The 22,984-nt window shown below is 65.3% G+C and carries 19 protein-coding genes and 1 pseudogene; 11 read left to right on the plus strand and 9 right to left on the minus strand.

Annotated features, from left to right (window positions below):
• Positions 1-5: 5 nt before the first annotated feature.
• From VF617_RS10670 to VF617_RS10705, 8 genes are all read right to left on the minus strand, one after another.
• Complete coding sequence (locus VF617_RS10670; protein ID WP_331014869.1) at positions 6-2,516, minus strand: glycosyl hydrolase 115 family protein; 2,511 nt, start codon at positions 2,514-2,516, stop codon at positions 6-8.
• Positions 2,516-3,628 (minus strand): glycoside hydrolase family 88/105 protein, encoded by a 1,113-nt coding sequence (locus VF617_RS10675; RefSeq protein WP_331014870.1) that lies wholly within the window; start codon positions 3,626-3,628, stop codon positions 2,516-2,518. The genes VF617_RS10670 and VF617_RS10675 overlap by 1 nt, the downstream gene beginning before the upstream one ends.
• Before the next feature lie 50 nt (positions 3,629-3,678).
• On the minus strand, positions 3,679-4,626 hold the full coding sequence (locus VF617_RS10680) for an alpha/beta hydrolase (protein WP_331014871.1): 948 nt from the start codon (positions 4,624-4,626) through the stop codon (positions 3,679-3,681).
• Between the two features lie 3 nt (positions 4,627-4,629).
• Positions 4,630-5,853 carry a rhamnogalacturonan acetylesterase gene (locus VF617_RS10685; RefSeq protein ID WP_331014872.1) on the minus strand — a complete coding sequence of 408 codons (1,224 nt, stop codon included), beginning with the start codon at positions 5,851-5,853 and terminating at the stop codon, positions 4,630-4,632.
• Positions 5,853-8,864 carry a beta-galactosidase gene (locus VF617_RS10690; RefSeq protein WP_331014873.1) on the minus strand — a complete coding sequence of 1,004 codons (3,012 nt, stop codon included), beginning with the start codon at positions 8,862-8,864 and terminating at the stop codon, positions 5,853-5,855. Before VF617_RS10690 ends, VF617_RS10685 begins: the two co-directional genes overlap by 1 nt.
• An 11-nt stretch (positions 8,865-8,875) precedes the next feature.
• Entirely contained in the window at positions 8,876-9,190 is a 315-nt protein-coding gene (locus tag VF617_RS10695; RefSeq protein ID WP_331014874.1) for an L-rhamnose mutarotase, read from the minus strand.
• A 14-nt stretch (positions 9,191-9,204) separates the two neighbouring features.
• Positions 9,205-10,683: a rhamnogalacturonidase gene (locus tag VF617_RS10700; RefSeq protein WP_331014875.1), complete on the minus strand. Its 1,479-nt coding sequence runs from the start codon at positions 10,681-10,683 to the stop codon at positions 9,205-9,207.
• A gap of 90 nt (positions 10,684-10,773) precedes the next feature.
• The gene (locus VF617_RS10705; RefSeq protein ID WP_331014876.1) at positions 10,774-12,003 is read right to left on the minus strand and encodes a hypothetical protein; all 1,230 of its coding nucleotides are present in this window, start codon (positions 12,001-12,003) and stop codon (positions 10,774-10,776) included.
• A gap of 216 nt (positions 12,004-12,219) precedes the next feature.
• Here VF617_RS10705 and rhmD point away from each other — a divergent pair, with 216 nt between their 5' ends.
• From rhmD to VF617_RS10760, 11 genes are read left to right on the plus strand one after another with little or no spacing between them, the layout of a single operon-like run.
• A complete protein-coding gene (gene rhmD, locus VF617_RS10710) occupies positions 12,220-13,437 on the plus strand; it encodes an L-rhamnonate dehydratase (protein ID WP_331014877.1) in 1,218 nt (405 codons plus the stop codon).
• Between the two features lie 13 nt (positions 13,438-13,450).
• Entirely contained in the window at positions 13,451-14,308 is an 858-nt protein-coding gene (locus VF617_RS10715) for a fumarylacetoacetate hydrolase family protein (RefSeq protein ID WP_331014878.1), read from the plus strand.
• Positions 14,305-15,054, plus strand: a complete 750-nt coding sequence (locus tag VF617_RS10720) for an SDR family NAD(P)-dependent oxidoreductase (RefSeq protein WP_331014879.1) — start codon at positions 14,305-14,307, stop codon at positions 15,052-15,054. The genes VF617_RS10715 and VF617_RS10720 overlap by 4 nt, the downstream gene beginning before the upstream one ends.
• 30 nt (positions 15,055-15,084) lie before the next feature.
• On the plus strand, positions 15,085-16,002 hold the full coding sequence (locus VF617_RS10725) for an amidohydrolase family protein (protein WP_331014880.1): 918 nt from the start codon (positions 15,085-15,087) through the stop codon (positions 16,000-16,002).
• The gene (locus VF617_RS10730; protein ID WP_331014881.1) at positions 15,999-17,228 is read left to right on the plus strand and encodes an MFS transporter; all 1,230 of its coding nucleotides are present in this window, start codon (positions 15,999-16,001) and stop codon (positions 17,226-17,228) included. The genes VF617_RS10725 and VF617_RS10730 overlap by 4 nt, the downstream gene beginning before the upstream one ends.
• Entirely contained in the window at positions 17,225-18,271 is a 1,047-nt protein-coding gene (locus tag VF617_RS10735; protein WP_331014882.1) for a glycoside hydrolase family 43 protein, read from the plus strand. The genes VF617_RS10730 and VF617_RS10735 overlap by 4 nt, the downstream gene beginning before the upstream one ends.
• 8 nt (positions 18,272-18,279) lie before the next feature.
• Entirely contained in the window at positions 18,280-19,029 is a 750-nt protein-coding gene (locus VF617_RS10740) for a DUF6250 domain-containing protein (RefSeq protein ID WP_331014883.1), read from the plus strand.
• 49 nt (positions 19,030-19,078) lie between these two features.
• Positions 19,079-19,801, plus strand: a complete 723-nt coding sequence (locus tag VF617_RS10745) for a response regulator (protein WP_331014884.1) — start codon at positions 19,079-19,081, stop codon at positions 19,799-19,801.
• A gap of 11 nt (positions 19,802-19,812) precedes the next feature.
• Positions 19,813-21,129 carry a HAMP domain-containing sensor histidine kinase gene (locus tag VF617_RS10750; RefSeq protein ID WP_331014885.1) on the plus strand — a complete coding sequence of 439 codons (1,317 nt, stop codon included), beginning with the start codon at positions 19,813-19,815 and terminating at the stop codon, positions 21,127-21,129.
• A gap of 17 nt (positions 21,130-21,146) precedes the next feature.
• A complete protein-coding gene (locus VF617_RS10755) occupies positions 21,147-21,890 on the plus strand; it encodes an NUDIX hydrolase (RefSeq protein WP_331014886.1) in 744 nt (247 codons plus the stop codon).
• A complete protein-coding gene (locus VF617_RS10760) occupies positions 21,887-22,618 on the plus strand; it encodes an extensin family protein (protein ID WP_414714017.1) in 732 nt (243 codons plus the stop codon). The genes VF617_RS10755 and VF617_RS10760 overlap by 4 nt, the downstream gene beginning before the upstream one ends.
• An 18-nt stretch (positions 22,619-22,636) precedes the next feature.
• On the opposite strand, the pseudogene VF617_RS10765 reads toward VF617_RS10760, so the two are convergent.
• Positions 22,637-22,984: pseudogene (locus VF617_RS10765) on the minus strand (hypothetical protein); the annotation flags it as partial.

The raw sequence follows: 22,984 nt of genomic DNA on the forward strand, positions 1-22,984 counted from the left end.
GCCAGTCATCGCGAAAAGCTCAGCCCATCTATCACCACGCCGGGTTCGAGCAGGAACAGGCTGATTCGGTGCTCACCAGCGCCTGCAAGCGAGATTTCCAGCTCGGCGGAGAGCTTGTTGTCGAGTACTGCGCGGCCCCAGGCCGGCGAGCCGACTATTGTCTCTATCGCCACTTCGCGCAGGGGCCCGCCGTCCACACTGACTCCAATGCGTAGGCCCCGCCCGTCGCGGATCGGGAAGACTGGCAGCATATCCATGCGCAACTGCCACGCGCCCGCCGCGGCGATGACGCGATAGTCTATGCGAGGTGCGCGAGCGCGCGCGTCCGCCAGCGAGAAAGCCGCGCGCGTGAAAGGCTGTACGACGATCGCGCCTTCGCCGCGGCCGAGCCCCAGGATCTTGCGCCAGCCCATGCCCTGGCGATCCACGCGACTGGTGAAAGCCACCGCATCCACATCGATTTGCTCCTTGGCGGCGGGAGGCGGTGCAGGATGGGAAGCGTTGGCATCCGCAAAGCCGCCAAGCGCCTCCAGCATCGCGGCGGACGGCAGGATCGGCGCGACGGCGCGGTATGATTTCCAAAGCCCATCGGCCGGCTCGACCGACATGATGCCCCGCCATTTGCCCCCGGCGGTCTCGCGATTGTAGCGCTCGGTCAGCGCCGTCAGGGCCGCATCTGCGGCGCGCGCCTGGATGCCATGCTCTCGCGCCGCTCGAGCATCCCTCTCGCGCAGCCGGTCATAAGCTTCGGCATGGAAAAAGCGCGCATTGGCGAGCGCCGCGGCGCGGACGGGATATTGGACCAGTTCGAACAGCGCATCACGCGCATCCGCCGGTACAGTCAGGGCATCGGCTGCGTCCGCGATTGCATCGAGTTCGGCCAGCCGCGCCCGCGCCTCGGCTATCGTCAAGGGGCTCGGCCTGTATTTCTCGCCGGGCAGCGACCATTGCAGGTGCTCGGGGCGGCGCTCGAAATTCAGGCGGAAATGCTTGTCGAGGATGCGCGCCACTTCGCCGGAAACATCGGCGCCGAAAGTGCGGGTGGCCCAGTCTCGCAGATAGCGGCGCTGGACGTCCTCGCCCTGCCATCGATTGACGTTCCAGGCGATGTCCAGGAACAAGCCGATGCCGATCTCGCCGGGCTTGATGTCGCCGACATTGGCGATCCAGATGTCGCGCGCGCCTAGCGCATGGGCCTTGGTCATCTCGTGCCAGACGAGCGCGGGCGGCGTGGTGTAGAGCCACAGATAAGCGAGCGGCGCGCCGAGATAAGAGAGGTGGTAATAGACTCCCGATCCGCCGGGACGGGCCTGTTCGGCTTCGGTAGGGAAGTGGCGGATATAACCGAAATTGTCGTCGGGCCAGACGATGGTCACATCCTCGGGCACCTTCAGCCCCGCCTGGTAGATGTCGAGCACTTCCTTGTAGGGGGTAAAGGCCTGGGGCAGGCGCTCGCCGCCGCGCGGTGAATGCGCGGCGATCATCGCGCGCTGGTCCGCGAAGATGCGCTCCAGCACGGCCTTGCGCTCCTGTGGGGTCGCCGGTCCTGTCATTCCGCTGTCGTGGATACCGCGCATGCCCAGCGTGTAGATATTCTCGAACCCGCCATTGGCGCGCGCGCGCTCTTCCCAATAAGCGAGCACGCCGGCGCGATTGCGCACATAGTCGAAATCCGCGGCGGGCGCGCGCCACTCGCCGACATTGTTGCGCAGCATCGGCTCGGAGTGCGATGAACCCATCACGATGGCGTAGCGGTCGGCGAGCCTGGCGTTGTCCGGGTTCGCGTTGAACGGGGTTGTCCCTGGATGCATCCCTGGCCAAAGCGTGTTGGCCTTTAGGCGCAGCAGCAACTCGAACACGCGGCCATAGGTCTTCGGACCCAGATTCCCGGTGCCGCCCTTAGAGGCCGGCTCGTGCGTGCCGGCGGCCCAGGGGACCAGCCCCCAATCCTCATCGTTGATGAAGATGCCGCGATATTTGACCGAGGGCGGCCCGAAGCGGTGCGTTCCCGGCTTGACCGAGAGCATGGACTGCCGCCTGGCCGGCACGTCGGCCCACCAATGCCAGGGTGAGACCCCGATCGCGCTCGACAATTCGTAGATCCCGTATGCGGTCCCGCGCCGGTCGCTCCCGGCGATGACCAGCGCGCGCGCCACGCCGGGAGCGGGCCGCTCGACAGTGGCGATGACGAAGCTTTCCCAGGAGCCTGCAAGCTTCTTCGCATCGATCTTGCCGTTCGCGATCAGGCGGTCGATCGCCGGGCTCCGGCCGATCGTGCCCGCCCAGATCTGTGTGCTTCCTGTGCCGCCGGGCCGGCGCGTTACGGTCTCCAGGTCGCGCCGCAGGTCTGCCGCGGCGAGCGCGACGACATCGTGATCCCCGTCGCTCGTGATCACCGTCGCACCCGCAAGCGGCAAGCCGCGCGCATCGGCGCTGACCCAGTCGGCAAGCTGCGCGCGCGCCGGCAAGGGGAGGAGCAGGGCGGCGAGCGCGAGAAGCAGCGCCGCCCGGATCATCAGATATAGGTCCGCAGGAACTCGCCCAGAGCGCAGATCGCAAGGCTCTGGCCATAGGGCATCGAAGTGAGCTTGATATCCTTGTAGAATTGCATCGTGTCGCCCATCGCGGTGCCGAAGCTCACTTGCTGGAGCTCGCCGGTCTCGTCGATATTGGCGAGCACCGCGCGGACCGCCTTGATCGCGACTTCCTCATATTCGGCGGGCAAATAGCGCTTTCGCACTGCCTTCAGGATGCCGTAAGCAAAGCCCGCAGTGGCCGAGGCTTCGAGATAGCTGGTCGGATCGACGATCAGCGTGTGCCACAGCCCGCTTTCGTCCTGATGCTCGGCCAGCGTCTTTACCTGGGCGTGGAGCGCATCGATCAGGAAGGTGCGGAAGGCGTCGCCCTCCGGCAGTTCGAGCATCTCGATGATCTCGGGGATCGCGATCGTCACCCAGCAATTGCCGCGCGCCCACAATGCGCCCGCGAAATTGTGGCGGCCGTCGAATGTCCAGCCGTGATACCAGAGGCCGGTCTTGCGGTCGGTCAGATATTTGATGTGGACCAGGAACTGGCGCTTGGCCTCCTCCACATAATGCGGGCGATCGAGCAGCAGCCCGATCTTGGCCAGCGGCAAGACCGACATCATGAGCGTGTCGTCCCACATTTCCTGCGGGTTTTCGTCGTTGAACACGATGTGCTGGAAGCCGCCTTCCTCGGTCTTCGGCAGGCCCTTGGGGTCCATCAGCCATTCGGCCCAGGTGTCGAGATAGGGGATGTAACTCTGGTCGCCGGTATCTTCGAACAGATAAGCGAGGGTGAGGAAGGGCGACATCGTGTTGATGTTCTTGGTCGGCGTTCCCGCCGCGAAGCGGTCGCGGAACCAGTCGAGCATGATCTGGAGCGCGCGTTCGTCATTGGTCTGCTCGAAATAGCGGTACATGCCGAACAGGCCGATGCCGTGGGTCCATTCCCAATCGTTCCAGCCCTTGGTGTCGATCACTCGGCCGTCTTCCAGGCGGAGCAGGAACTCGCCGGTCTCATCCTTGATGTTGACCAGATTGTGCATCAGCAGGCTGATCGCCGCATTGATTTCGCTGCGCGGAATATCGTGAGTGAGGGCGGCCAATTAGAGTCTCCTTGGGTCGAAGGGATTCGGGCGGGGAACGCCCTCTGGTATCAGAGGCCGTGGCGCGAGGCGAAGGACAGGAATAGATTCGGCCATGGGTGCGGGCCTCCGTCGGGCTGAGTGAGCGGCAGGTCGTGGCCTCCCAGTTCGAATATCATCAGCTCGGACGCGATCTTCGCCGCTTGGAGCGCGCCGAACATTCGAAGGCTGTTCGCCACCGGCACTGCCGGATCGTTCGCCGCATGCGCCACAAAGGTGGGCGGCATGTCGGCGGGCAAGTCGTTCTCGGCGGAAAAGCGAGTGATGCGGTCGGGGCTGGCGTCGGCCCCAAGCAGTTCGCGCCGCGAAGTGCCATGCGCATCCGGGGCGGCGAGGGTGATCACCGGGAAGAACAGGCCCAGGACGACGGGCCGCGCCGAATGGCGGTCGGCCGCATCCACTGGCTTGTAGGTGGCAAGCGACGACCGGCTACCGAGCCGCGCCGCCAGATGCCCGCCCGCCGAGAAGCCGAGTGCCGCAATGCGCGCGGGGTCCACGCCCCAGCGCGAGCCCTTCTCGCGGATTACGCGTATCGCCCGCTGGGCGTCCTGCAAGGGGGCATCGGGGCCGGCCGCCCAGCCGTCATGCGGAAGGCGATAGAGCAATTCGAACGCCGTGATTCCGCGCTCGGCGAACATGCGCGAGATGCCGCCGCCCTTCCGGCCCACGGCGACGCGTGTGTACCCCCCGCCCGGCACGATCAGCACTGCGGCGCCGTTGGGCTTCGCTGCCGGAACCACGGTCAGCATCGGCGTCGCGACGTGCGGCCAGGCGATGTCGTCCTCGGGCCCGTTTGGCGAGCGCTTGACCACTTCGTCCGCAATCTTGAGTCCTTCGCCGCCGGGAGGGGCGGAGGGCCATAACGGGAACCGTTCGACCACGGGGTCGGCGGGAACGGCGCGAGCGACGGCCGGAAGCGCGAGGCCGGTGGCGAGCAGCGTGCGGCGTGCGATTTTCATGGCTCAGTTTCCTGCCGGGCGCGGATTGGAGGCGCAAGTGAAGCTCGGCGCGATCTTGAAATCGGCCGGTAGGATCGGATGCATGATGTCGAACGGTTCGAGATCGGGCGCGATGCGCGCGGCGAGGGGCGAGCCGGCGGCCCGGATGCCCTCGATCACGATGCGGGCGAGCATATAGGCGCCGTAATTGTTGTGATGTGTGCCATCCTTGCCGTCATTGCCGAACGCGAGCGGCGCGAGGGTTGGACCGAGCGCCTGATAGAAGCGGGCGCTGGCGGCGTTGAGGTCGACCAGGGTGACGCCTTCTTCCTTCGCGACGATACGCGCGGCCTCCGCATAGTCGGCAAGCGTGTGGCGAATGCTCCCATCGGCATTGAAATTGCGGCGCTCGGGCGAAGTGACGAGGATCGGCGTCGCACCCAGGCGGCGCACCTCGGCGATATAGGTGCGCAGATACGATCGATAGGTGGTCGCGGCCGCCGCGTGCGTCTGCGGCCAATTTGCCTTCTGGTCGTTATGGCCGAACTGGATGAGCGCGAAATCGCCCGGCTTCATGAACGATAGCGCCTTGTCCAGGCGCAACCCGGTCAGGAACGACTTCATCGTCTCGCCCGATTCGGCATGGTTGGCGACAGCGATATCGGACGTGAGGAAACGCGGCAGCATCTGCCCCCAGCTCGCTCCGCGTTCGCAGCGCTGATCGGTCACGGTCGAATCGCCGAACAGGAAGATCGTCGGCGCCGTAACCGGCTCGATCCGGAGCGATGCGACGTGTGGCGCTGGCCCCACCATTTCGATCGTCAGTTTTTCGTCCCAGGTGGGCGAACCCGCCTCGCGCGCGTTCAGCCTAACCCTCGCGCCGCCCGGCGCATTTTCCGGGGGCGGCGGGAGGTCGGCGGTGCGCGTGTTGACGATGAAGCTCCGGGTGTCGAACTTGCCGCGCTTCGTGCGCACATCCCGCAGCATCAGCCGTCGCGCTTCGGCCTTGATCGTCGTGTCGCTTGCCGCCTTCGCGTCGCCCAGTACGACGGTCACGCGGTAATTGCCTTCCGGAAGCGCGACCGAGAACCGGCGAGAGTCGCCGGGCTCGAAGCCATAGCCTTCGCGATATTCGCGATCTGGTGCGACCTGGACTTCTCCCGCCGCCGCCCGCCCGGCGAAGCGAAAGGTCTGGCCCTCCACCGACAGCGGCGTGAGCAGGGCGGCGATCGCGATCGCAAGGCGCATTATTTCGACTCCATCTTCACCGGCAGGCCGCCTCGCACCGTGCGCATGTTGACCAGGCGGACCGCTTCCAGCCCGTTGCCCGCTGCCCCGTCCGAAGTGACCGCCAGCGCGATCGTGTTGCGCCCGCGATGGTTCAATATGCCTTCCGGCACCGGGAATACGCGCTGCGGCCCGACATGGGCGATGAACTGCCCCATGTTCCAGCCATTGACGAAGATCAGCACGCGATAGGCTCCCGCCGAGCGCGGCACGCTCGGATCCCCAAGCGCGATTCCGATCGTGGAATCATGGCCCTTGGGCACGGCGAGATCGAAGCTGGTGCGATACCAGCGCGTGCCTGCCGCCGCGCCCGGATCGGGCACGCGCACGCTGCGCCAATCCTTCGCGTCGAAAGCCGGAAGGTGCCAGCCGAAGCGCTCGCCATGCAGCCCGCCATTGTTCATCGGCCCGCGAAGCGTGTCGGTGATGTCCTCGCCGCCGGCAGTGCCCTGGATCTTCCATGCTATCGGCACCGCGAAGCTGCGCACCCCGCCGTCGATCGATACCGAGATCAGGCCGCGCGTCTCCTTGTGGAACTCGTCTGCCTCCAGATCCCAGTTATGGCCATTGTTGCGCACCATCAGCGACAGCACATGCTCGCCCGAGCCTTGCGCCGCGGCGGGCAATTTGAACTTGGCGACGCCGGTGCCGACCGGGCGTGGCAAGCCATCGGGCAGCTCGTGCTGGCCGACCAGAGCGCCGTCCATCCACAATTCGAGCATGCCCGCGCCGCCCGCGCCGTAGTGGATCGTGATCTGCTTGGCGTCCGGCCCGCCCGCGAAGCGTCCGCGATACCATACATCGCCGGTGTGGAAGCCATAGGCGTCCATGCCCAGATTGGTCTCACCATCGGGGGGACGGATCGTGGCGGTGTTGGGCGCGCCCGCCGCCTTTTTCCATTCGCGATCGTCATAATCGAGCCGCGCCTCGGGCGATGATTCGGACACGCGCCACTGGGCCGCAGTCAAATCGGGAAGGGTGAATGCCGCCGGGCCGGCCAGCGCCGTCCGAGAGGTCAGGCTGCCGCTCGGCGTGCCGCTGGTGCCGACGCGCTGGCCGTTCCAGCTGACTTGCCTGACGCCCGCCGGCGCCCATAGTTCGAAGCCGCCATCGGCAGCGGTGTCCCCGGTAAGCGCAAGCGTGCCCCCGCGAACCGCCGCCGAACGGAGCAGGTCGGTGCCCCGCAACAGGATATCGCCCCGGCGCCAGAAGCGCGTGGCTTCGCCTTCGTCCCCGATGAGCAACAGCATCGGCGCGCGGCCGCCGCCTTCGATCCGCACCCGCGCCAGCGTTCCATGCGTGTAATCGAGCTTGAGGTCCCCGCGCGCCGCATCGAAGGCGCTGCGGACCGCGCCTTCGAGCACGGTTACCCTGGGTGCGGAGGCATAGCGCAGCACGGTCTCGCCCTCTTCGCCCGTGCGGCCATAGAATAGCGCGATATCCTCGGCGCCGCGGCGCATCACGGTCTGGAGTTCGGAGCTCGAATAGACGAGCCGCTGGCGCTCAAGGTTGATCCCCGCGACCAGCCATTTGGCGTCGAAGCCGTTCAGCCGCATCGCGAAGCTGTATTTGCCGTCGGGCAGCGCGGCATCCACCGTGAAGCGGTCGTCGCTCTGCCGGTTGGATGGCTTGTGCGTCACCATCATCAGGCGCGCATCGGTATCCGGATTGCGATTGTGGTAGATCTGGATCGCCGGCGACGACGCAGTCACGCCGCTCGCCTTCTCCATCTTGGCGAGGTCTGGCGCCGACTGGAGGAAATCGCCGAGCTGCTTGAGCTCCTGCGCCTTGGGCCGCAGCGCGCGGTCCTCGCTGATCGCCGCGCCGTAATCATAGCTGGTATAGACCACTGGTGCGGGCAGCCACCCCCAGCTGGTCCCGCCATAAGCGATATAGAAGCTTTGCAGGGTGATCCCGTTGGCGAGATTGGTGCCGTAGAAAACCCGCTGATAGCGCTTGCCGCGCTGGATCGCGTTGCACTCATAGCCCCCGTTCGATCCCCAATAATCGAACCAGCCGCCGCCGAATTCCGCGAGGAAGCCGGGCGTGTGCGGCGAGGCGGAAGCGCCGCCCTTCGCGCCTCCTGGACCGTAGGTGCCCCATTCGGGCGCGGCCACGCCGCGGGTAACTTCGCCCTGCACCGTGCAGGTCCCGCCGGGATAGCCGTCGAACGCATACATGTCGGTCGGGCCTTCGACCGTGTTGGGAACTCCCGAACCGCGCGGCACCCAATATCCGTTCCTCCCGATATCGTTGGTGAATATGGGCACGGTGATGCCGTCGGCGCGAGCTTTGGCGTATAGATGTTCCATATAGCGCTGCTGCGACGGGGTAGTGAGCAGCAGCTCGTTCTCGATCTGGTGCAGGATCACGGTGCCGCGATTGCCCTTGCCGTCGCCATTGATCTGGTGGCGGGCGATGATCGCGTTGATCTTGGTAAGCCATTCATCTGAGGCGGCCAGATATTCGGGATCGTCGGTGCGTGCCCGGGCGCGCTGGTTGACCAGCCAGGTGGGGAAGCCCCCCCGGCTCAGCTCCGCGTTCACATAGGGCCCCGCCCGCGTGAGGACGTACAGGCCTTCCTCGGCCGCCATGGTGAGCAGCCGGTCGATGTCGCGGATGCCCGAAAAGTCGTACACGCCCGGCTTGGGGCTGTGATATCCCCAGTCGAAATAGAAGGCGACGGTGTTGAAACCGGTGGCCTTCATCTTCTGCATGATGTCGCGCCACAGCTCGGGGCTGGGCAGGCGGAAGGGGTGGAACTCGCCCGACCAGATCAGCGTGCGCTTGCCGTCGATCAGCAGCGAATATTTGTCGAAGCTCACGCGCCCGAATTCGCGCTTGCCCGGGAAGCCGGGGGCAGGGGCGAGCTGATCGCCCGGTTGGGCGGGCTGCGCGGTCTGCGCCGCCACCGGCGCGGCGGCGAGCGAGGCGATCAGCGCAAGATGTGAAGCGGCTGTGTGGATGCGCATCGGATTTCCTCTCAGGCCAAATGAAACAGGGGAACGAGCGGCCATTCCTTTGGCCGGTTGCCGGGCTCGACTTCCATCAGCGGCGCCATGTAATCCCACCAGCGCTTCATCACTTCCCGTTGCGGAAGGGCATCGCGGTTGTTGTCGTCGCGCAGCTTGAGCACCGCGAACAGCGCCAGCGTCTGCTCGTCGAGGAAAATCGAATAATCATAGATACCGGCTTCCGAGATCGCCTCCGCCAGCTCCGGCCAGATCTCGTCGTGACGGCGGCGATATTCGTCCACTACACCCGGCTTGAGCTGCATCCTGAAAGCGTGGCTGGTCATGCTACCCCTCTCGCTCATTCGACGATGACGTTGCGGCTGCCGCGCAGGATGGGGGCATCCTGTGCGCCCAGCCTAGTGAAGCGCACATTTTCAACATCGTCCAATATGATAGCCGGGCGCGCATCGGGCGTCGCGGTGGAAATCTCCAGGCCGTCGATCCGCAATCCACGCGCATGGCGAACGTAAAGTCCGTGCGCGGGCAGCACGCCGAACATGCTGGGCTCGGGATAGCTGTCCCGCGCCTCGGGCACGTCACGCGCGGCCTCCTGCGCCGTGCCGCCGCCGGTATATGCCAGCCGGACATTGGAGATCGAGACATCCTCCACCGGCGCATCGGACAGCCCGACGATCGAGGCCGCGTAGCGCGGATCGATGCCAGTCGCGGTGACGTTCGAGATCGTCACGCGGCGCATCGCGCCCAGGCCGGTGCCCTCTGGCCCGCGCCGCCGGTCGCCGATCCTAAGGAACAAGGGCGCGGTGGTGATGTCGCGCATCGTCAGGTTCGATATGGTGACGTCTTCGAGCACGCCGCCGTCCACCGTTTCGAGCGCCAGTCCCCGGCTGCGATCGAACACGCAGTTCGTGATCGCGATGTTGCGAAAGCCGCCGTTCGATTCGGTGCCGAGCTTGATCCTTCCGGTGACCCGGTCGCGGTCCGGCGACAGCTCCTGCGTGCGGGCATAGGTGCCGTCGAGCATGGTGCCCATGTCATAGCCCGAAACGATGCAGTCGCTGATCGTGACATTCTCGGTCGCGCGCGCAAAGCCGAGCGCCAGGCTCGCCTTTAGCACTATCGCATCGTCATTCGGCGAATTCACCGCGCAGCCGGTGATGCGCACATGGCGGCATGCGTCGATGTCCAGCCCGTCGCGGTCGGTGTCGATCCGCAGATTTTCTACGGTCAGATTATCCACGCCAGTGGCCAGCACGGCGAAATGGCCGCCCTTCAGGATCGAAAAGCCATCGAGCGTGACGTTGCGGCAATTCTTGAGCGCAATGGCCTTGTTGGCGAGGCCGTTCATGCGAGTGCGCGCCGGTTCCAGCGTGCTCATGTCGCGATTGGTCATCCCCGCCATCGAATTGGGGTGCGATCCGGCCTTGAGCCATTTCGGGCCGGGGCCATGGCGAGTGAGGCCGACGCCGTGGATCATGCCCGGTCCCAGGATCGCGACATTCTCCAGGCCCTCGCCCCAGATCAGGCTGTTGCGCCAATGGCTGTGGCCGAAATCCTGATACACGTCGTGCTCGGTCGCCTCGGGCAGGTCATAGGCGCCGCCATCGCTCTTGGGGTCTGCCGCCACCACGGTAGCGCTGGGACCGATCATCAGAGTGACATTGCTCATCAGCCGGATCGAGAAACACAGATATCGTCCGGCCGGCAGCAACACCGTGCCGCCGCCGCCTCGCGCGGCTTCGGCGATAGCGCGGTTGATTGCGGCGTGATCGAGCGCCTTGCCGTCGCCCTTAGCCCCCATTTCGCGAACGTCAATCACGGGTCCGGGCCTCATATTGGCGAGCAGAGGCAGCGCAAGGCCGAGACCGATAAACGCCCTCCGATCGACCGTCATTATGGCGGCCGGGATTCAATTTGCCGTCGATGACGGCATCGGCACCGTCATCAGATCTAGCTTCTTGCCTTCCGAAAGCATGCCCGACTGAATCAGGATTCGCGTGCCGTCCCGGCTGAAATTGGGGTGGGTGTGATCGGGACGCATCTGGTGCCCGGTGGTGAGCAGTGTGCGCAGGCCATTGCGGCGATCGATCAGCGTGATCCCCCCGCCGAAATCGTCGCCGACCGCCCAGCGTCCGTCCGACGTGCCGTCGCTATGCCAGAAGCTGCGATTGGCCTGGGTCTGGCCGACATTCTCCACCGATCCATCGCGCAGGTTCACGATCATGATTCCCGTTGCGTGCTGCCGCAGCGCGGGCGTGTGCCCCATCAGGTTGAACATGACGTGATCCTTGTCGATGAAGACCTCATGGGTGACCCATTCGTTCGGATATTCGGGGAACAGGGGCCTGTTTCCGCTCCCGTCCGCCTTCACGACGAACATTCGCTGCGGCGCTTCGCCGCCCGTTTCCCAGCAATAGAGGATTTCGCCCGGGACCCATGGGTTGGCCTGGACATGCCCCATGCGAAAATCGGTATCGATCACCTTGCGCCACGCGCCCGTGGCAAGATCGAGCGCGCGTATCCCGCCCGGTACTTGCGGGACGGGCTGGCCCTGCGGACGCGGCGGCGCCTCGGCCAGGTTGACGCCGAAATAAGCGGTGCGCTCGTCCGCGTCGAGCGTGAAGCCACCGGAATCGCGATAATCGGGGGGCAGGGTTGCGATGACCTGCTCATAGCCGCCCACCCTCGGCTTGCCCCGCGCCGCGTCGGCGAGGATTGCCGTGATGTCGACCGCGATCAGCGCGGTGCGGTCGTTCGTCCGGCGCGTGTAGAAGAGTTGGTTGGTGAGCCGCGCGACATTGAGCGAGCCGATATTGACGCCGGGGCCATCGGTAAGCTGAACGATCGCGCCACTGGCTTCACTGACGACGAAAGCCTGGCCGTTGCCGTCTGCGGAGCGCTTGGACGAGCGGAACACGATGTGCTTGCCATCTGCGGCCCATTGCGGGTGAGTCTGATAGATTTTCGCATCCCCGCCGGGCGATTCCGCGAGAACGGTCAGCTTGGCCCGCGTTACGGGATCGACCACTATCCGCTTCTCGGAAGGGAATACCCTGCCTACGCCTGAGGCGGCCTGAGCGATCGCGGGAAGCGGCGTCCAGAGCATCATGGCGCCCAGCGCCGCTGCGACTAGCCTCATCCTTGCCTCTCCTCCCGCCGGGCGGGTACGCTCCGGCTTGTCGATTGTGGCGACTCTAAATTAGCGCGGCCGCAAATATCGCATTTATCGGCGCAATGAGGGTTTGACGATATGTTTCTCATCTCATAACATCGAATCCCATAATGTGATAGAATGCAGCCGTATGGCGGGGAGAGGCTTAGGTGTTTTTCGACAGGGGGGCTGGGGCGTGACGGCATGCAATTTGCCGCTGCGGGAGATTCGCGGGTGACGCTTCCCAAGATCAAATATGTCCGCGCGTTCGTCGTGCGCGGCGGCGGCGCGGACTATCACGATCAGGGCGAAGGCCATTGGATCGACGATCACATCGCGACGCCGATGTCGAAATATCCCGAATATCGCCAGTCGCGGCAGAGCTTCGGCATCAACGTGCTTGGCACCCTGGTGGTCGAGATCGAGGCCGACGACGGTACGATCGGCTTCGCGGTGACCACCGGCGGCGAGCCCGCGGCCTATATAGTCGAGAAGCACCTCGCGCGCTTTCTGGAGGGCCGCAGCCCCACCGATTACGAGAAGATCTGGGACCAGATGTACTTCTCGACTCAATATTATGGCCGCAAAGGGCTGGTCGTGAATGCGATCTCCGGCGTCGATCTGGCGCTTTGGGATTTGCTCGGCAAGCTGCGCGGCGAGCCGGTCTATCAGATGCTCGGCGGCGCGGTTCGCGACGAGCTGCAATTCTACGCCACTGGCGCGCGGCCCGATCTGGCCAAGGAATTCGGCTTTATCGGCGGAAAGATGGCGCTCCACCACGGCCCGGCCGAGGGGCTGGAAGGGATGCACAAGAACATCGCCACGCTTGCCGACATGCGCTCCAAGGTCGGCGACGATTTCTGGCTGATGCTCGATTGCTGGATGGCGCTCGACGTGGAGTATGCCACGCGCCTGGCGCACCGGGCCTATAATGAGTGCGGTCTAAAATGGATCGAGGAGGCGATCAGCCCCGACGATTATTGGGGCTATGCCGAATTGAAGCGCAACGCGCCCAAAGGCCTGCTGGTCACCACCGGCGAGCACGAAGCGACCCGCTGGGGCTTCCGCATGCTGTTGGAGATGGATTGCTGTGACATCATCCAGCCCGATGTGGGCTGGTGCGGCGGCGTGACCGAGCTGCTGAAGATTTCGGCTTTGGCCGATGCGCATGGCAAGATGGTCGTGCCGCACGGTTCGTCGGTCTACAGCTATCATTTCGTGATCACCCGGCACAATTCGCCCTTCGCCGAGTTCCTGATGATGCATCCGGGCCCCACCGAAGTGGTGCCGATGTTCCATCCGCAATTGCTCGGCGAGCCCGTTCCCGTGAACGGCCGGATGAAAGTTTCGGCGCTCGACAAGCCCGGGTTCGGCGTAGAGCTGAACCGCGAAGTCGCGCTCCATCGACCCTATACGCACTGAGGATTCCAACAGAATGAAGCTTTGTCGTTACGGCCCGATGGGCGCCGAGAAGCCCGGCCTAATCGATGCCGAGGGAGTGATCCGCGACCTCTCGGGCGTGGTCCTCGATCTGGGGCCCGCTGAGATTTCGCCGGAGGGCCTGGCGAAGCTGGCCGCTGTCGATCCGGCGTCGCTGCCGAAGGTCGAGGGCAATCCGCGATACGGCGTTCCTGTCGCGGGCTCGCGCAAGTTCATCGCCATCGGCCTGAATTATGCCGATCATGCCGCCGAATCGAACCTGCCCATCCCCGATGAGCCCGTGATCTTCACCAAGGCGATCTCGTGCTTGCAAGGACCGTATGACACCGTAGTCATTCCGCGCGGATCGACCAAGACCGATTGGGAAGTCGAACTGGGCGTAATCATCGGCACGCGCGCATCCTATGTGAGCGAGGCCGATGCGCTTGATCATGTCGCGGGTTATTGCACCGTCCACGATCTTTCGGAGCGCGACTATCAGATCAACCGTGGCGGCACCTGGGACAAGGGCAAGGGCTGCGATACGTTTGGGCCCGTAGGCCCCTGGCTGGTCACCGGCGACGAAGTCGGCGATCCGCAGGATCTGGGGATGTGGCTCGAAGTGAACGGCAAGCGCGTGCAGGATGGGCATACCCGCACGATGATCTTTTCGATCGCCAAGCTTGTCTCTTATGTCAGCGAGTTCATGTCGCTAGAACCCGGCGACATCATCACCACGGGCACGCCGCCGGGAGTTGGGATGGGGCAGAAGCCCGAGGCCTGGTATCTGAAGCCGGGCGATGTCGTGGAACTCGGGATCGAGAAGCTCGGCCAGCAGCGCCAGGACATCGTCGCCTGGACGGCAGCCAAGTGAGCGCGTTCACGGGACGCTATGCTGGCCGCAGGGCAATCGTGACCGGCGCCGCATCGGGGCTGGGCAAGGCCGTCGCGGCGCGGATCGTTGCGGAGGGCGGGTCGGTCGCTCTGTGGGACTTGGACGTGGACGCGCTTGAAGCGGCGGCGAGTGAGGTCGGCGCGACGCTGGTCAGCGCATTGGACGTGTCGGATCAAGCCGCGGTCGAGGCCGCGGCGAAGCGGGCGGCGGAGGAACTGGGCGGGATCGACATCCTGGTGTGTTCCGCCGGGATCACGGGCGCGACCGCGCCAGTCCACGAATATCCGGTCGAGAGCTGGCTCCGCGTATTCGACATCAACGTCAACGGGCTGTTCTACTGCAACCGCGCGGTAGTGCCGCTCATGCTCGCAAACGGCTATGGCCGCATCGTCAACGTCGCTTCGGTTGCCGGCAAGGAGGGTAATCCCAATGCCAGCGCCTATTCGGCGTCGAAGGCGGCGGTGATCGGCCTCACCAAGTCGCTCGGCAAGGAATTGGCGGGTAAGGGCATTATCGCAAACGCGCTGACTCCGGCGACTTTCGAGAGCCCGATCCTGGCGCAGCTTCCGCAGAGTCAGGTTGATTACATGCGCTCCAAAATCCCGATGGGCCGCCTGGGCGAGGTCGACGAAAGCGCTGCGATGATCTGCTTCATGGCGAGTGAGGAATGCAGCTTCACTACCGCCGCGACCTTCGACACGTCCGGGGGGCGCACCACTTTCTAGCAGATGGGCGGTGCCCGGGGAGGAGGTCAAATGCGAGACATCCCGTTCGTCGATGCTCATATCCACCTCTGGGACCTCGCCCATATCCATTATGCGTGGCTCTCGCCCCCCTTCAGCGACGAGGGGCCGAACGGCAGCACCGAGGCGATCGCGCACACCTATCTGATCGACGATTACCTTGCCGATGCGAGCGGGTGGAACGTGGTGGGCGCGGTGCATGTGGATGCGGGAGCCGATCCCGCGATGGCGCTGGCCGAAACCGAATGGCTGGAGGGCATTGCAGCCGAGCGTGGGCTGCCCAATGGCATCGTCGGTTTCGCGGCGCTGGACGATCCTCAGGTCGAGCGGTCGCTCGAAGCGCATGCCGTGCACCCGCACGTCCGCGGCATCCGCCATATCGTGAACTGGCATTCCGATCCGCGCCGGACCTATACTCCGCGCGATGTGACCGGCGATCCGGCCTGGGCGCGCGGCTTCGGGCTGCTCGGCAAATACAGCCTGTCCTTCGATCTCCAGGCCTATCCAGGCCAGTTCGCGGGCCTTGCCGCGCTGATTGCCCGCCACCCCGAAACGCAAGTGGTGATCGATCATCTCGGCTCGCCTGTGCTGAGTGACGGTTTCGAGCAGTGGAAAAAGGCCATCGCCGAACTCGCGGCCCTGCCCAATGTCGCGGTAAAGCTTTCCGGCCCGGGCTTCATCCGACGGCCGTGGGACGGCGAATTCGCACGGCCCTATCTGCTCACCGCTATCGACCTGTTCGGTCCCGAACGCTGCCTGGTAGCGAGCGATTTCCCGACCGACAAATTGTTCGGCACCTTCGACGAGACGCTCGGCGCCTATGCCGAGATCATCAAGGATTTCGGTGATACCGAGCGCCGCGCGATGTGGGGCGGCAATGCGAACCGGATTTACCGGCTTGGACTGGATTTGGGGAGAGAAGCGGCATGAACGGAGCGCAGGACCATAAGTGGCGCGATACGATCCTCGCGGGTCTCGCCAATTATATCGACGCCGGCAGCATCGTGGCGGGATCGGTAGCGCTGGCGCTGTGGAAGGAGATTTACGGCCTCTCGGACAGCTTCATCGGACTGATCGGCGCGTTCAGCGCCAATGCGATTTCAGCGGGCGTGGGCGCACTGATCGGTGGGATCCTGTGCGACAAGTTCGGCCGCAAGAAGATCTACCAATATGACATGCTCTTTTACGCGTTCGGAATGCTCTTCCTGATCTTCGCCTCGTCGGCATGGATGATCGTGCTGGGCTTCGTGTTGGTGGGGCTGGCGGTGGGCGCGGACATCCCCGCTTCCTGGTCGCTGATCGCGGAACAGGCGCCGGACAAGAAGCGCGGGGCGCATTCGGGCGTGGCCCAATTGCTATGGTATCTGGGGCCGGTCGCGGTGCTGGTCGCGGCCTATTTTCTCCAGCCCTGGGGAATCACCGGCGTGCGCTGGATATTCGCGCACCTGGCGGTGCTGGCGCTGGCGCTGACCTTCCTGCGATCCAAGATGCGGGAGTCGCAGCGCTGGGAAGAAAGCCAGGAGACCAGGCAAAAGGCGGGCTGGGGCGAATTGCTGAGCCCGCGCTATTTCGGCGCGGTGCTGTTCCTTGCCGCCATGTATGGCTTCTGGAACTTGTGGGCGGGCTTCAACGGCTTTTTCACGCCATATCTGGTCAAGCAGCACAACCTGCCGGACTGGGTCGCGACGATCGTGCCGGCCAGCTATTTCCTGATCGGCATGGTCTCGATCCTGCTGATCTTCATGACGCTGTCGGACAAGGTCAATCAGCGGCTGCTGTTCGGCATTTCCGCGGTTATGCACGTGATCGGCATGGCGATCCTGGCGATCTTCGGCTTCACGCTGGAACTGTACATCCTCCATGTCGTCATCATGGGCGTTGCCGGCGGCTTCGGCGCGCAGAGCTTCTTCCAGCTTTGGTCGGCGGAAATGTTCCCCACTGCGATCCGTTCGACCGCGCAGGGTCTCGCCTTCGCCATCGTGCGCATCGGCCTTGGCATTTGGAGCTTCTTCGTGCCCTGGCTCGCTTCCTATGATTACGCTACGCTCGCCTGGATACTCACCGGCTTCCTCGTCGCGAGCGGTGTGATCGGCATGATCTGGGCACCCCGCAACGAGGGCAAATCGCTCGAGCAGATAGAGGCACAGCGCCAATGATCCGGAAAACTCTCAGCCTGTTATTCCTGCTCGCTTGCCTCGGCGCCTCTCCGGCGCTGGCGCAGGGCGGGTCCGCGACGTTGCGCATGCCGGACATGCCGCTCCACGATCCCTGGATCGTCGCCGACAAAAAGACTCGCACTTATTACCTCTTCACCCGCAACGAAGCTTCGATGACCGGGGTCCGAGACATCGGCACGATGGTCTACACCAGCCGCAACCTGCGCGACTGGACCAGGCCCAAGCTGGTGTTTTCGCTTCCAAAGGGCATCTGGGCGGTCGGCGGCGCATGGGCGCCCGAAGTGCATCGCTACAAGGGCAAATATTACCTCTTCACAACGCTCCACAATGAAGCCCTGCCTCGTCCGAAGCTGGCGCATGGGCGCGAAGCACATGCGCGGGGAACGGTTGTCGCGGTCGCCAACCGGCCGGATGGACCATATACCCTGCTCAACCAGGATCGTCCGACTCCCGATCCCAATCTGATGACGCTGGACGGCACGCTCTATGTCGATGAGGCGAAGCGGCCCTGGATCGTCTATGCCCATGAATGGGTGCAGATCCGCAACGGCACCATCGAGGCGGCGCGGCTCGCGCCCGACCTTTCGATCGCGACCGGCGAGCCGATCACGCTTTTCCGCGCAACCGACGCGCCCTGGGTGGCTCCCCAGAAGCAGCCCGATGGCGATTCGGTGACCGTGACCGACGGCCCGGAATTCTTTCGAACGCGCACGGGCAAACTGCTCATGCTTTGGTCGAGCTGGGGGAAGGGCGGCTATGTCCAGTCGATCGCGCGCTCGCGCACCGGCAAGCTGGCTGGCCCCTGGGAGCAACTTCCGCCGCTGATGCACAAGGATAGCGGCCACGGCATGCTGTTCCGCGACTTCGACAACAGGCTGATGATGGTGCTCCACCGCCCGTTCAAGAATGCGCGCGGCCGCCTGTTCGAAATGCGCGACACCGGCGACAGCGTCGAGATCGTCCGGCAGCGTTGCGACCTAGACGCAGACAAAACACCGGAAGCGGACTGCAAAGGGCTATAAGGGGGCGGGTGGGTCGCCGCTTCGGCGGCGGCCCATCCAGTCGTTATGCGGATTACGCCACCATGTCTCAAACGCTCGGCCGCAGGACCTTTCTCGCCACGTCGCTCGGTGCCTTCGCCACACCTGCTGCGGCGCGTGGCTCCAGGCTGCTCCACCGGGACGATTTCCGCCGTGGCCTCGGCCAATGGTCGGTCGAGACGGAAGCGCCCAGCCGCATAGAGGCGAGGCGGGGCATTCTCGACATCGACGCTCCCAAGGGCGCGACCTTGTGGTTTCGCGAGCGCATCGTGGCTCCAACGGCAATCGACATCGACATTACCGCGGTTTCAGCCGGTGGCCCCAACGACGCGGTCAGCGACGTCAACTTCTTCTGGATGGCGAGCGACCCCGGCGTCCTAGGCGGCAACCCCACAGGCCGCCGCAGCGGCGCTTTCGCCGAATACGATACGTTACGCACCTATTACGCAGGAATCGGCGGCAACCGGAACACAAGCACCCGCATGCGCCGCTATGTCGGCCGCGCCGGCGAGCGGCCATTGCTCCCCGAGCACGACTTGTCCGCGCCTGGGGATCTGCTGGCGCCCAATCGGGAGATGCGGATACGGATCGTCACCGCCGTTGGCCGCACCGCCTTGCTGCGCGACGGCGGAACCGTCTTCACGCTGGATGACGCGCAACCCTATCGCAGCGGCTGGTTCGCACTTCGCACCACCCAGAGTCATCTTCGCGTGCGCCGATTCCGGGTGTGGCGGCTGTAAGCGAGCTTTGCGCAACACTGCAGACGTAATTTGAGCTAAGAGCGGCAAGATGCTGAACGCCCCGATCTCCGCCGCCGATTCGGCGACTCTCCTGATCGTCGATGACGATCGCGATATCCGCATGCTGCTGGCCGAAAGCCTGGGCGCGCGCGGTTACAAGGTCGAGACTGCGTCGAACACCCGCGAAATGGACCAGATCCTCGCGCGCACCGCCGTGGACCTGATCATCCTCGACGTGATGATGCCGGGCGAGGACGGGCTTTCCGCGTGCCGCCGCATCGCGCGCCAGGACGGGCCCGAGATCGTGTTGCTCAGTGCGCTGGGCGAAGAGCAGGATCGCATCTTGGGGCTCGAGGTCGGCGCGGGCCATTATCTGGCAAAGCCGTGCAGCCCGCGCGAGATTCTGGCGACGGTGCGCGCCGCGTTGCGGCGGCGCGCATCCGGCGTTCCAACCGAGAGCGACGTCTATACCTTCGATGGCTGGCGGATCGATCTGGGCAGCCACGAGCTGTTCGATCCCCGCGGCGTGCTGATCGGCCTTACGGACGGCGAGTTCGCCGTGCTCCGCGTTTTCATCGAGCGGCCCCGCCGCGTGCTCTCCCGCGAGGCGCTGCTGGCGGCCGCGAGGGGGCCGGATTCCGACGCATACGACCGCGCAATCGACGTGCAGGTGAGCCGGCTGCGCCGCAAGCTCCGCTCGAGCGAGGACGAGATAATCCGCACGGTTCGCAACGAAGGCTATCTGTTCGTGCCTCGAGTCTCGCGCCCGTGAGGCTAAGCGGCGTGGGGCGATCGCCGCTTTTCCTCCGCGTCTTCCTGCTGATGCTGATATGCGTTGCAGTCGTTCAGCTGATGAACGTCGCGCTGCTGATCGCCGCCCAGACGCCGACTTCGCGGATATATACGGTCGGAGAGATCGCTCAGGCGCTGGAGCCTGGTGGCGAGTCTACCGAAACGCTCACCATCGAACGCGCCGCCTCGCGCAAGCCTGCGGCATGGAATCCCCGCGGCGAACGGATCGAGCTCGCCATTGCAACCGCGCTCGGCGTTGCGGCCGATCGGGTGGATATACGATTCCCGACGCCGTTCCTTCAGCGCGAGCAGGTCTATAGCCGCGCCGGCCTGCCCGCACCCGTGCCGCCTGCCAGCCGCCAAGCTGCGCGCGACGTTATCGTAATCGGCAATTTCGACGCGGCGGTTCGCCAGCCCGACGGAAGCTGGATCGAAGTACGCTCGGCGCAGACATTCGAGCCGTGGCGAAAGTTGGTCCTGCTGTGGCTGATCCTCTCGGTGGCGGCGGTCGCGCCCTTCGCCTGGGCGCTGGCGCGCCGCCTGACCAAGCCGATCGGCGCATTCGCTGCGGCGGCCGAGCGGCTGGGACGCGATCCGCGCACCGCCCCGATCGCGATCGAAGGACCGGCGGAGATCGCCGAAGCGGCGTCCGCGTTCAATCGGATGCAGGCGCGACTCAATCGCTATGTGGATGACCGCGCCACGGTGGTCGGCGCCGTCGCGCATGATCTGCGCACACCGCTGATGCGGCTGGGGCTGAGGCTGGAGAGCGCGCCGCCCGCGCTCCGCGCCGCCTGCGAGAACGACATTCGCGACATGGAGGCGATGGTCGCGGCTACGCTGTCCTATGTGCGCGACACCAACACGGTGCTCGACCGTAGGCCGCTCGATCTGCGTTCGCTGGCGGAGACGGTGATCGACGACCTGAGCGATCGCGGCGCGGCGGTCGCGCTTGTGCCGGGGGAGCCCGTGGTGATCGAAGGCAATTCGGCGGCGCTCAAGGCGATGCTCGCCAATCTGGTCGGCAATGCCGTGAAATATGCGGGAGGCGCCGAGGTCAGCATCGCGTGCGAGGCCGATCAAGTGCGCATCGAGGTTCGCGACGACGGCCCGGGCATGGCCGCCGAGGATATCGAGCGCGCTTTCGAGCCGTTCTTCCGCGGGGAGCGCTCGCGCAACCGCGATACCGGCGGGATCGGGCTTGGCCTGCCCAGCGCCCGCGCCACGGCCCGCGCGCATGGCGGAGACATGGGCCTCGCCAATCGCGAAGGCGGTGGTGTCGTCGCATGGGTTTCGCTGCCGGGCTAGCGGCTTTAAGCGAAGGAATGGCCGAACCAGAAGCGATTCCCGCGGCGACCGTGATCGTGATGCGCGAGGGCGATGGCCCGCCCGAGCTGCTGATGGTCGAGCGCGCGGCGGCGATGTCGTTCGCGGGCGGGGCGCTGGTGTTTCCGGGCGGGCGCGTGGATGCCGGGGATTGCGCGCTCGCGGCGACGATGGCGGGCGATCCCGACGATCTTGCCGCGCGGATCGCCGCGGCGCGCGAGACCCTGGAGGAAGCCGGAGTCGCCGTGGGCATGGATATGCCCGCGGACGCCATCCCAGGTCTGGGGCAGCGGCTCTACGCGGGTGAGCCGCTGGTGGCGCTGGTCGCGGAGGCGGGCGGGGCGTTGCGGCTCGATCGGCTGGTCCCGTTTGCTCGCTGGCTGCCCAGCAATGTGCGGCACAAGGTGTTCGATACGCGCTTCTATCTCGCCCGCGCGCCCGAAGGGGCGGAGCCGGTGGTGGACGGCAATGAGAATGTCCGCGTCTTCTGGGCCAGCGCGCGCGACATGCTCGAAGCGGCCGAGCGGGGCGAGGCGACGATCATTTATCCCACCCGCCGCAACCTGGAGCGGCTGGCCCGGTTCGCTTCATTCGACGATGCGGTGGCGGATGCGCGGGCGCATCCGATCCGCACCGTGACTCCCTGGATCGAGGAGCGCGACGGCGTCGCCCACCTCTGTATCCCCGATGACCTGGGCTATCCGGTCACGTCGCAGCCCCTGTCGGAGGCGATGCGCGCGTGAGAGGGGTGCGCCATGCGATCACGGCGGTGCTGATCTTCATTGCCGTGGCCGGCACGCTGCTGCTCGGCTTTGCGATACTGCGGGGCCGCCCGCAGGATCTGCCCTGGACCCGGCTGGATCTGGGCGAGCCGATCGGCATGTTCACGGGCCGCAAGCTCGCCGGGCTGACGGACGATTATGCCCAGTGCCGCGCGCTCCTGCGGGCGGCCGGGGTGCGATACTCCATGCTCCCGCCGGTCAAGGGGGAGGGGCAATGCGGTTATGCCGATGGGCTTCGTCTAGGCGAAGGCGGATCCCGGGGGATTCAGTTCAGCCCCGCCAGCCTGGGCATTTCGTGCCCGGTCGCCGCAGCTCTCTCGGTTTGGGAGTGGAATGTTGTCCAGCCCGCGGCGCAGCGCCGCTTTGGTGCGCGGGTCACCAGGATCGAGCATCTCGGCAGCTATTCCTGCCGCCGAATCTATGGCCGCAGCTCAGGCGACTGGAGCGAGCATTCCACTGCCGACGCAGTGGATATCGCCGGATTCCGCCTTTCGGACGGGCGGCGGATCAGCGTGCTGAACGATTGGACCAAGGGCGGAGAGGAGGCCGCCTTCCTGCGCGAAGTGCGCACCGGGGGGTGCAAGACATTCTCGACGGTCTTGTCGCCGGATTACAACGCGGCGCACCGCGATCACCTGCATCTCGACCAGGCCGAGCGCGGGGAGATGGGGTGGCGGGCCTGCCGCTAGTGACCGCCCGCCGGGAAGTCAGTTCGACATTGCCGCCGGATCGACCTTTTCCACCCATTGCGGGAAGAAGGCCGGCTGGCGGTTCGACCAGCCCGACGCAGTCGCCGCGGCTTCGCTGATCGACTGGAGCAGCTTGCGGCGCAGATCGGGATGGAGATGCGGCAGCGCCGCCGCCGCGCAGAACGCGCCGGGAAGCCACGGGCGAACCTCAGCCCCGATGAGCCGCTCATACAGGAAGCGGAAGGCCGAGAAGCTGGTGATCCGGCCTTGGCCAAGATCGAACGCGGCGATGGTGACGAGCGGCGCGAGGAAGGGCTCGATCGAGCCGAGGTCGGTATCTTCGGGCATCAGCGCGCGGACTTCGTG

The organism is Sphingomonas sp. (assembly GCF_036388215.1).
Classification (GTDB): Bacteria; Pseudomonadota; Alphaproteobacteria; order Sphingomonadales; family Sphingomonadaceae; genus Sphingomonas.

Bases quoted from the DNA above. Each gene is read 5' to 3' on its own strand.
- VF617_RS10670 (WP_331014869.1), bottom strand. From the start codon at position 2,516: ATGATCCGGGCGGCGCTGCTTCTCGCGCTCGCCGCCCTGCTCCTCCCC.
- VF617_RS10680 (WP_331014871.1), bottom strand. From the start codon at position 4,626: ATGAAAATCGCACGCCGCACGCTGCTCGCCACCGGCCTCGCGCTTCCG.
- VF617_RS10685 (WP_331014872.1), bottom strand. From the start codon at position 5,853: ATGCGCCTTGCGATCGCGATCGCCGCCCTGCTCACGCCGCTGTCGGTG.
- VF617_RS10690 (WP_331014873.1), bottom strand. From the start codon at position 8,864: ATGCGCATCCACACAGCCGCTTCACATCTTGCGCTGATCGCCTCGCTC.
- VF617_RS10695 (WP_331014874.1), bottom strand. From the start codon at position 9,190: ATGACCAGCCACGCTTTCAGGATGCAGCTCAAGCCGGGTGTAGTGGAC.
- VF617_RS10705 (WP_331014876.1), bottom strand. From the start codon at position 12,003: ATGAGGCTAGTCGCAGCGGCGCTGGGCGCCATGATGCTCTGGACGCCG.
- rhmD (WP_331014877.1), top strand. From the start codon at position 12,220: ATGCAATTTGCCGCTGCGGGAGATTCGCGGGTGACGCTTCCCAAGATC.
- VF617_RS10715 (WP_331014878.1), top strand. From the start codon at position 13,451: ATGAAGCTTTGTCGTTACGGCCCGATGGGCGCCGAGAAGCCCGGCCTA.
- VF617_RS10725 (WP_331014880.1), top strand. From the start codon at position 15,085: ATGCGAGACATCCCGTTCGTCGATGCTCATATCCACCTCTGGGACCTC.
- VF617_RS10730 (WP_331014881.1), top strand. From the start codon at position 15,999: ATGAACGGAGCGCAGGACCATAAGTGGCGCGATACGATCCTCGCGGGT.
- VF617_RS10735 (WP_331014882.1), top strand. From the start codon at position 17,225: ATGATCCGGAAAACTCTCAGCCTGTTATTCCTGCTCGCTTGCCTCGGC.
- VF617_RS10745 (WP_331014884.1), top strand. From the start codon at position 19,079: ATGCTGAACGCCCCGATCTCCGCCGCCGATTCGGCGACTCTCCTGATC.
- VF617_RS10755 (WP_331014886.1), top strand. From the start codon at position 21,147: ATGGCCGAACCAGAAGCGATTCCCGCGGCGACCGTGATCGTGATGCGC.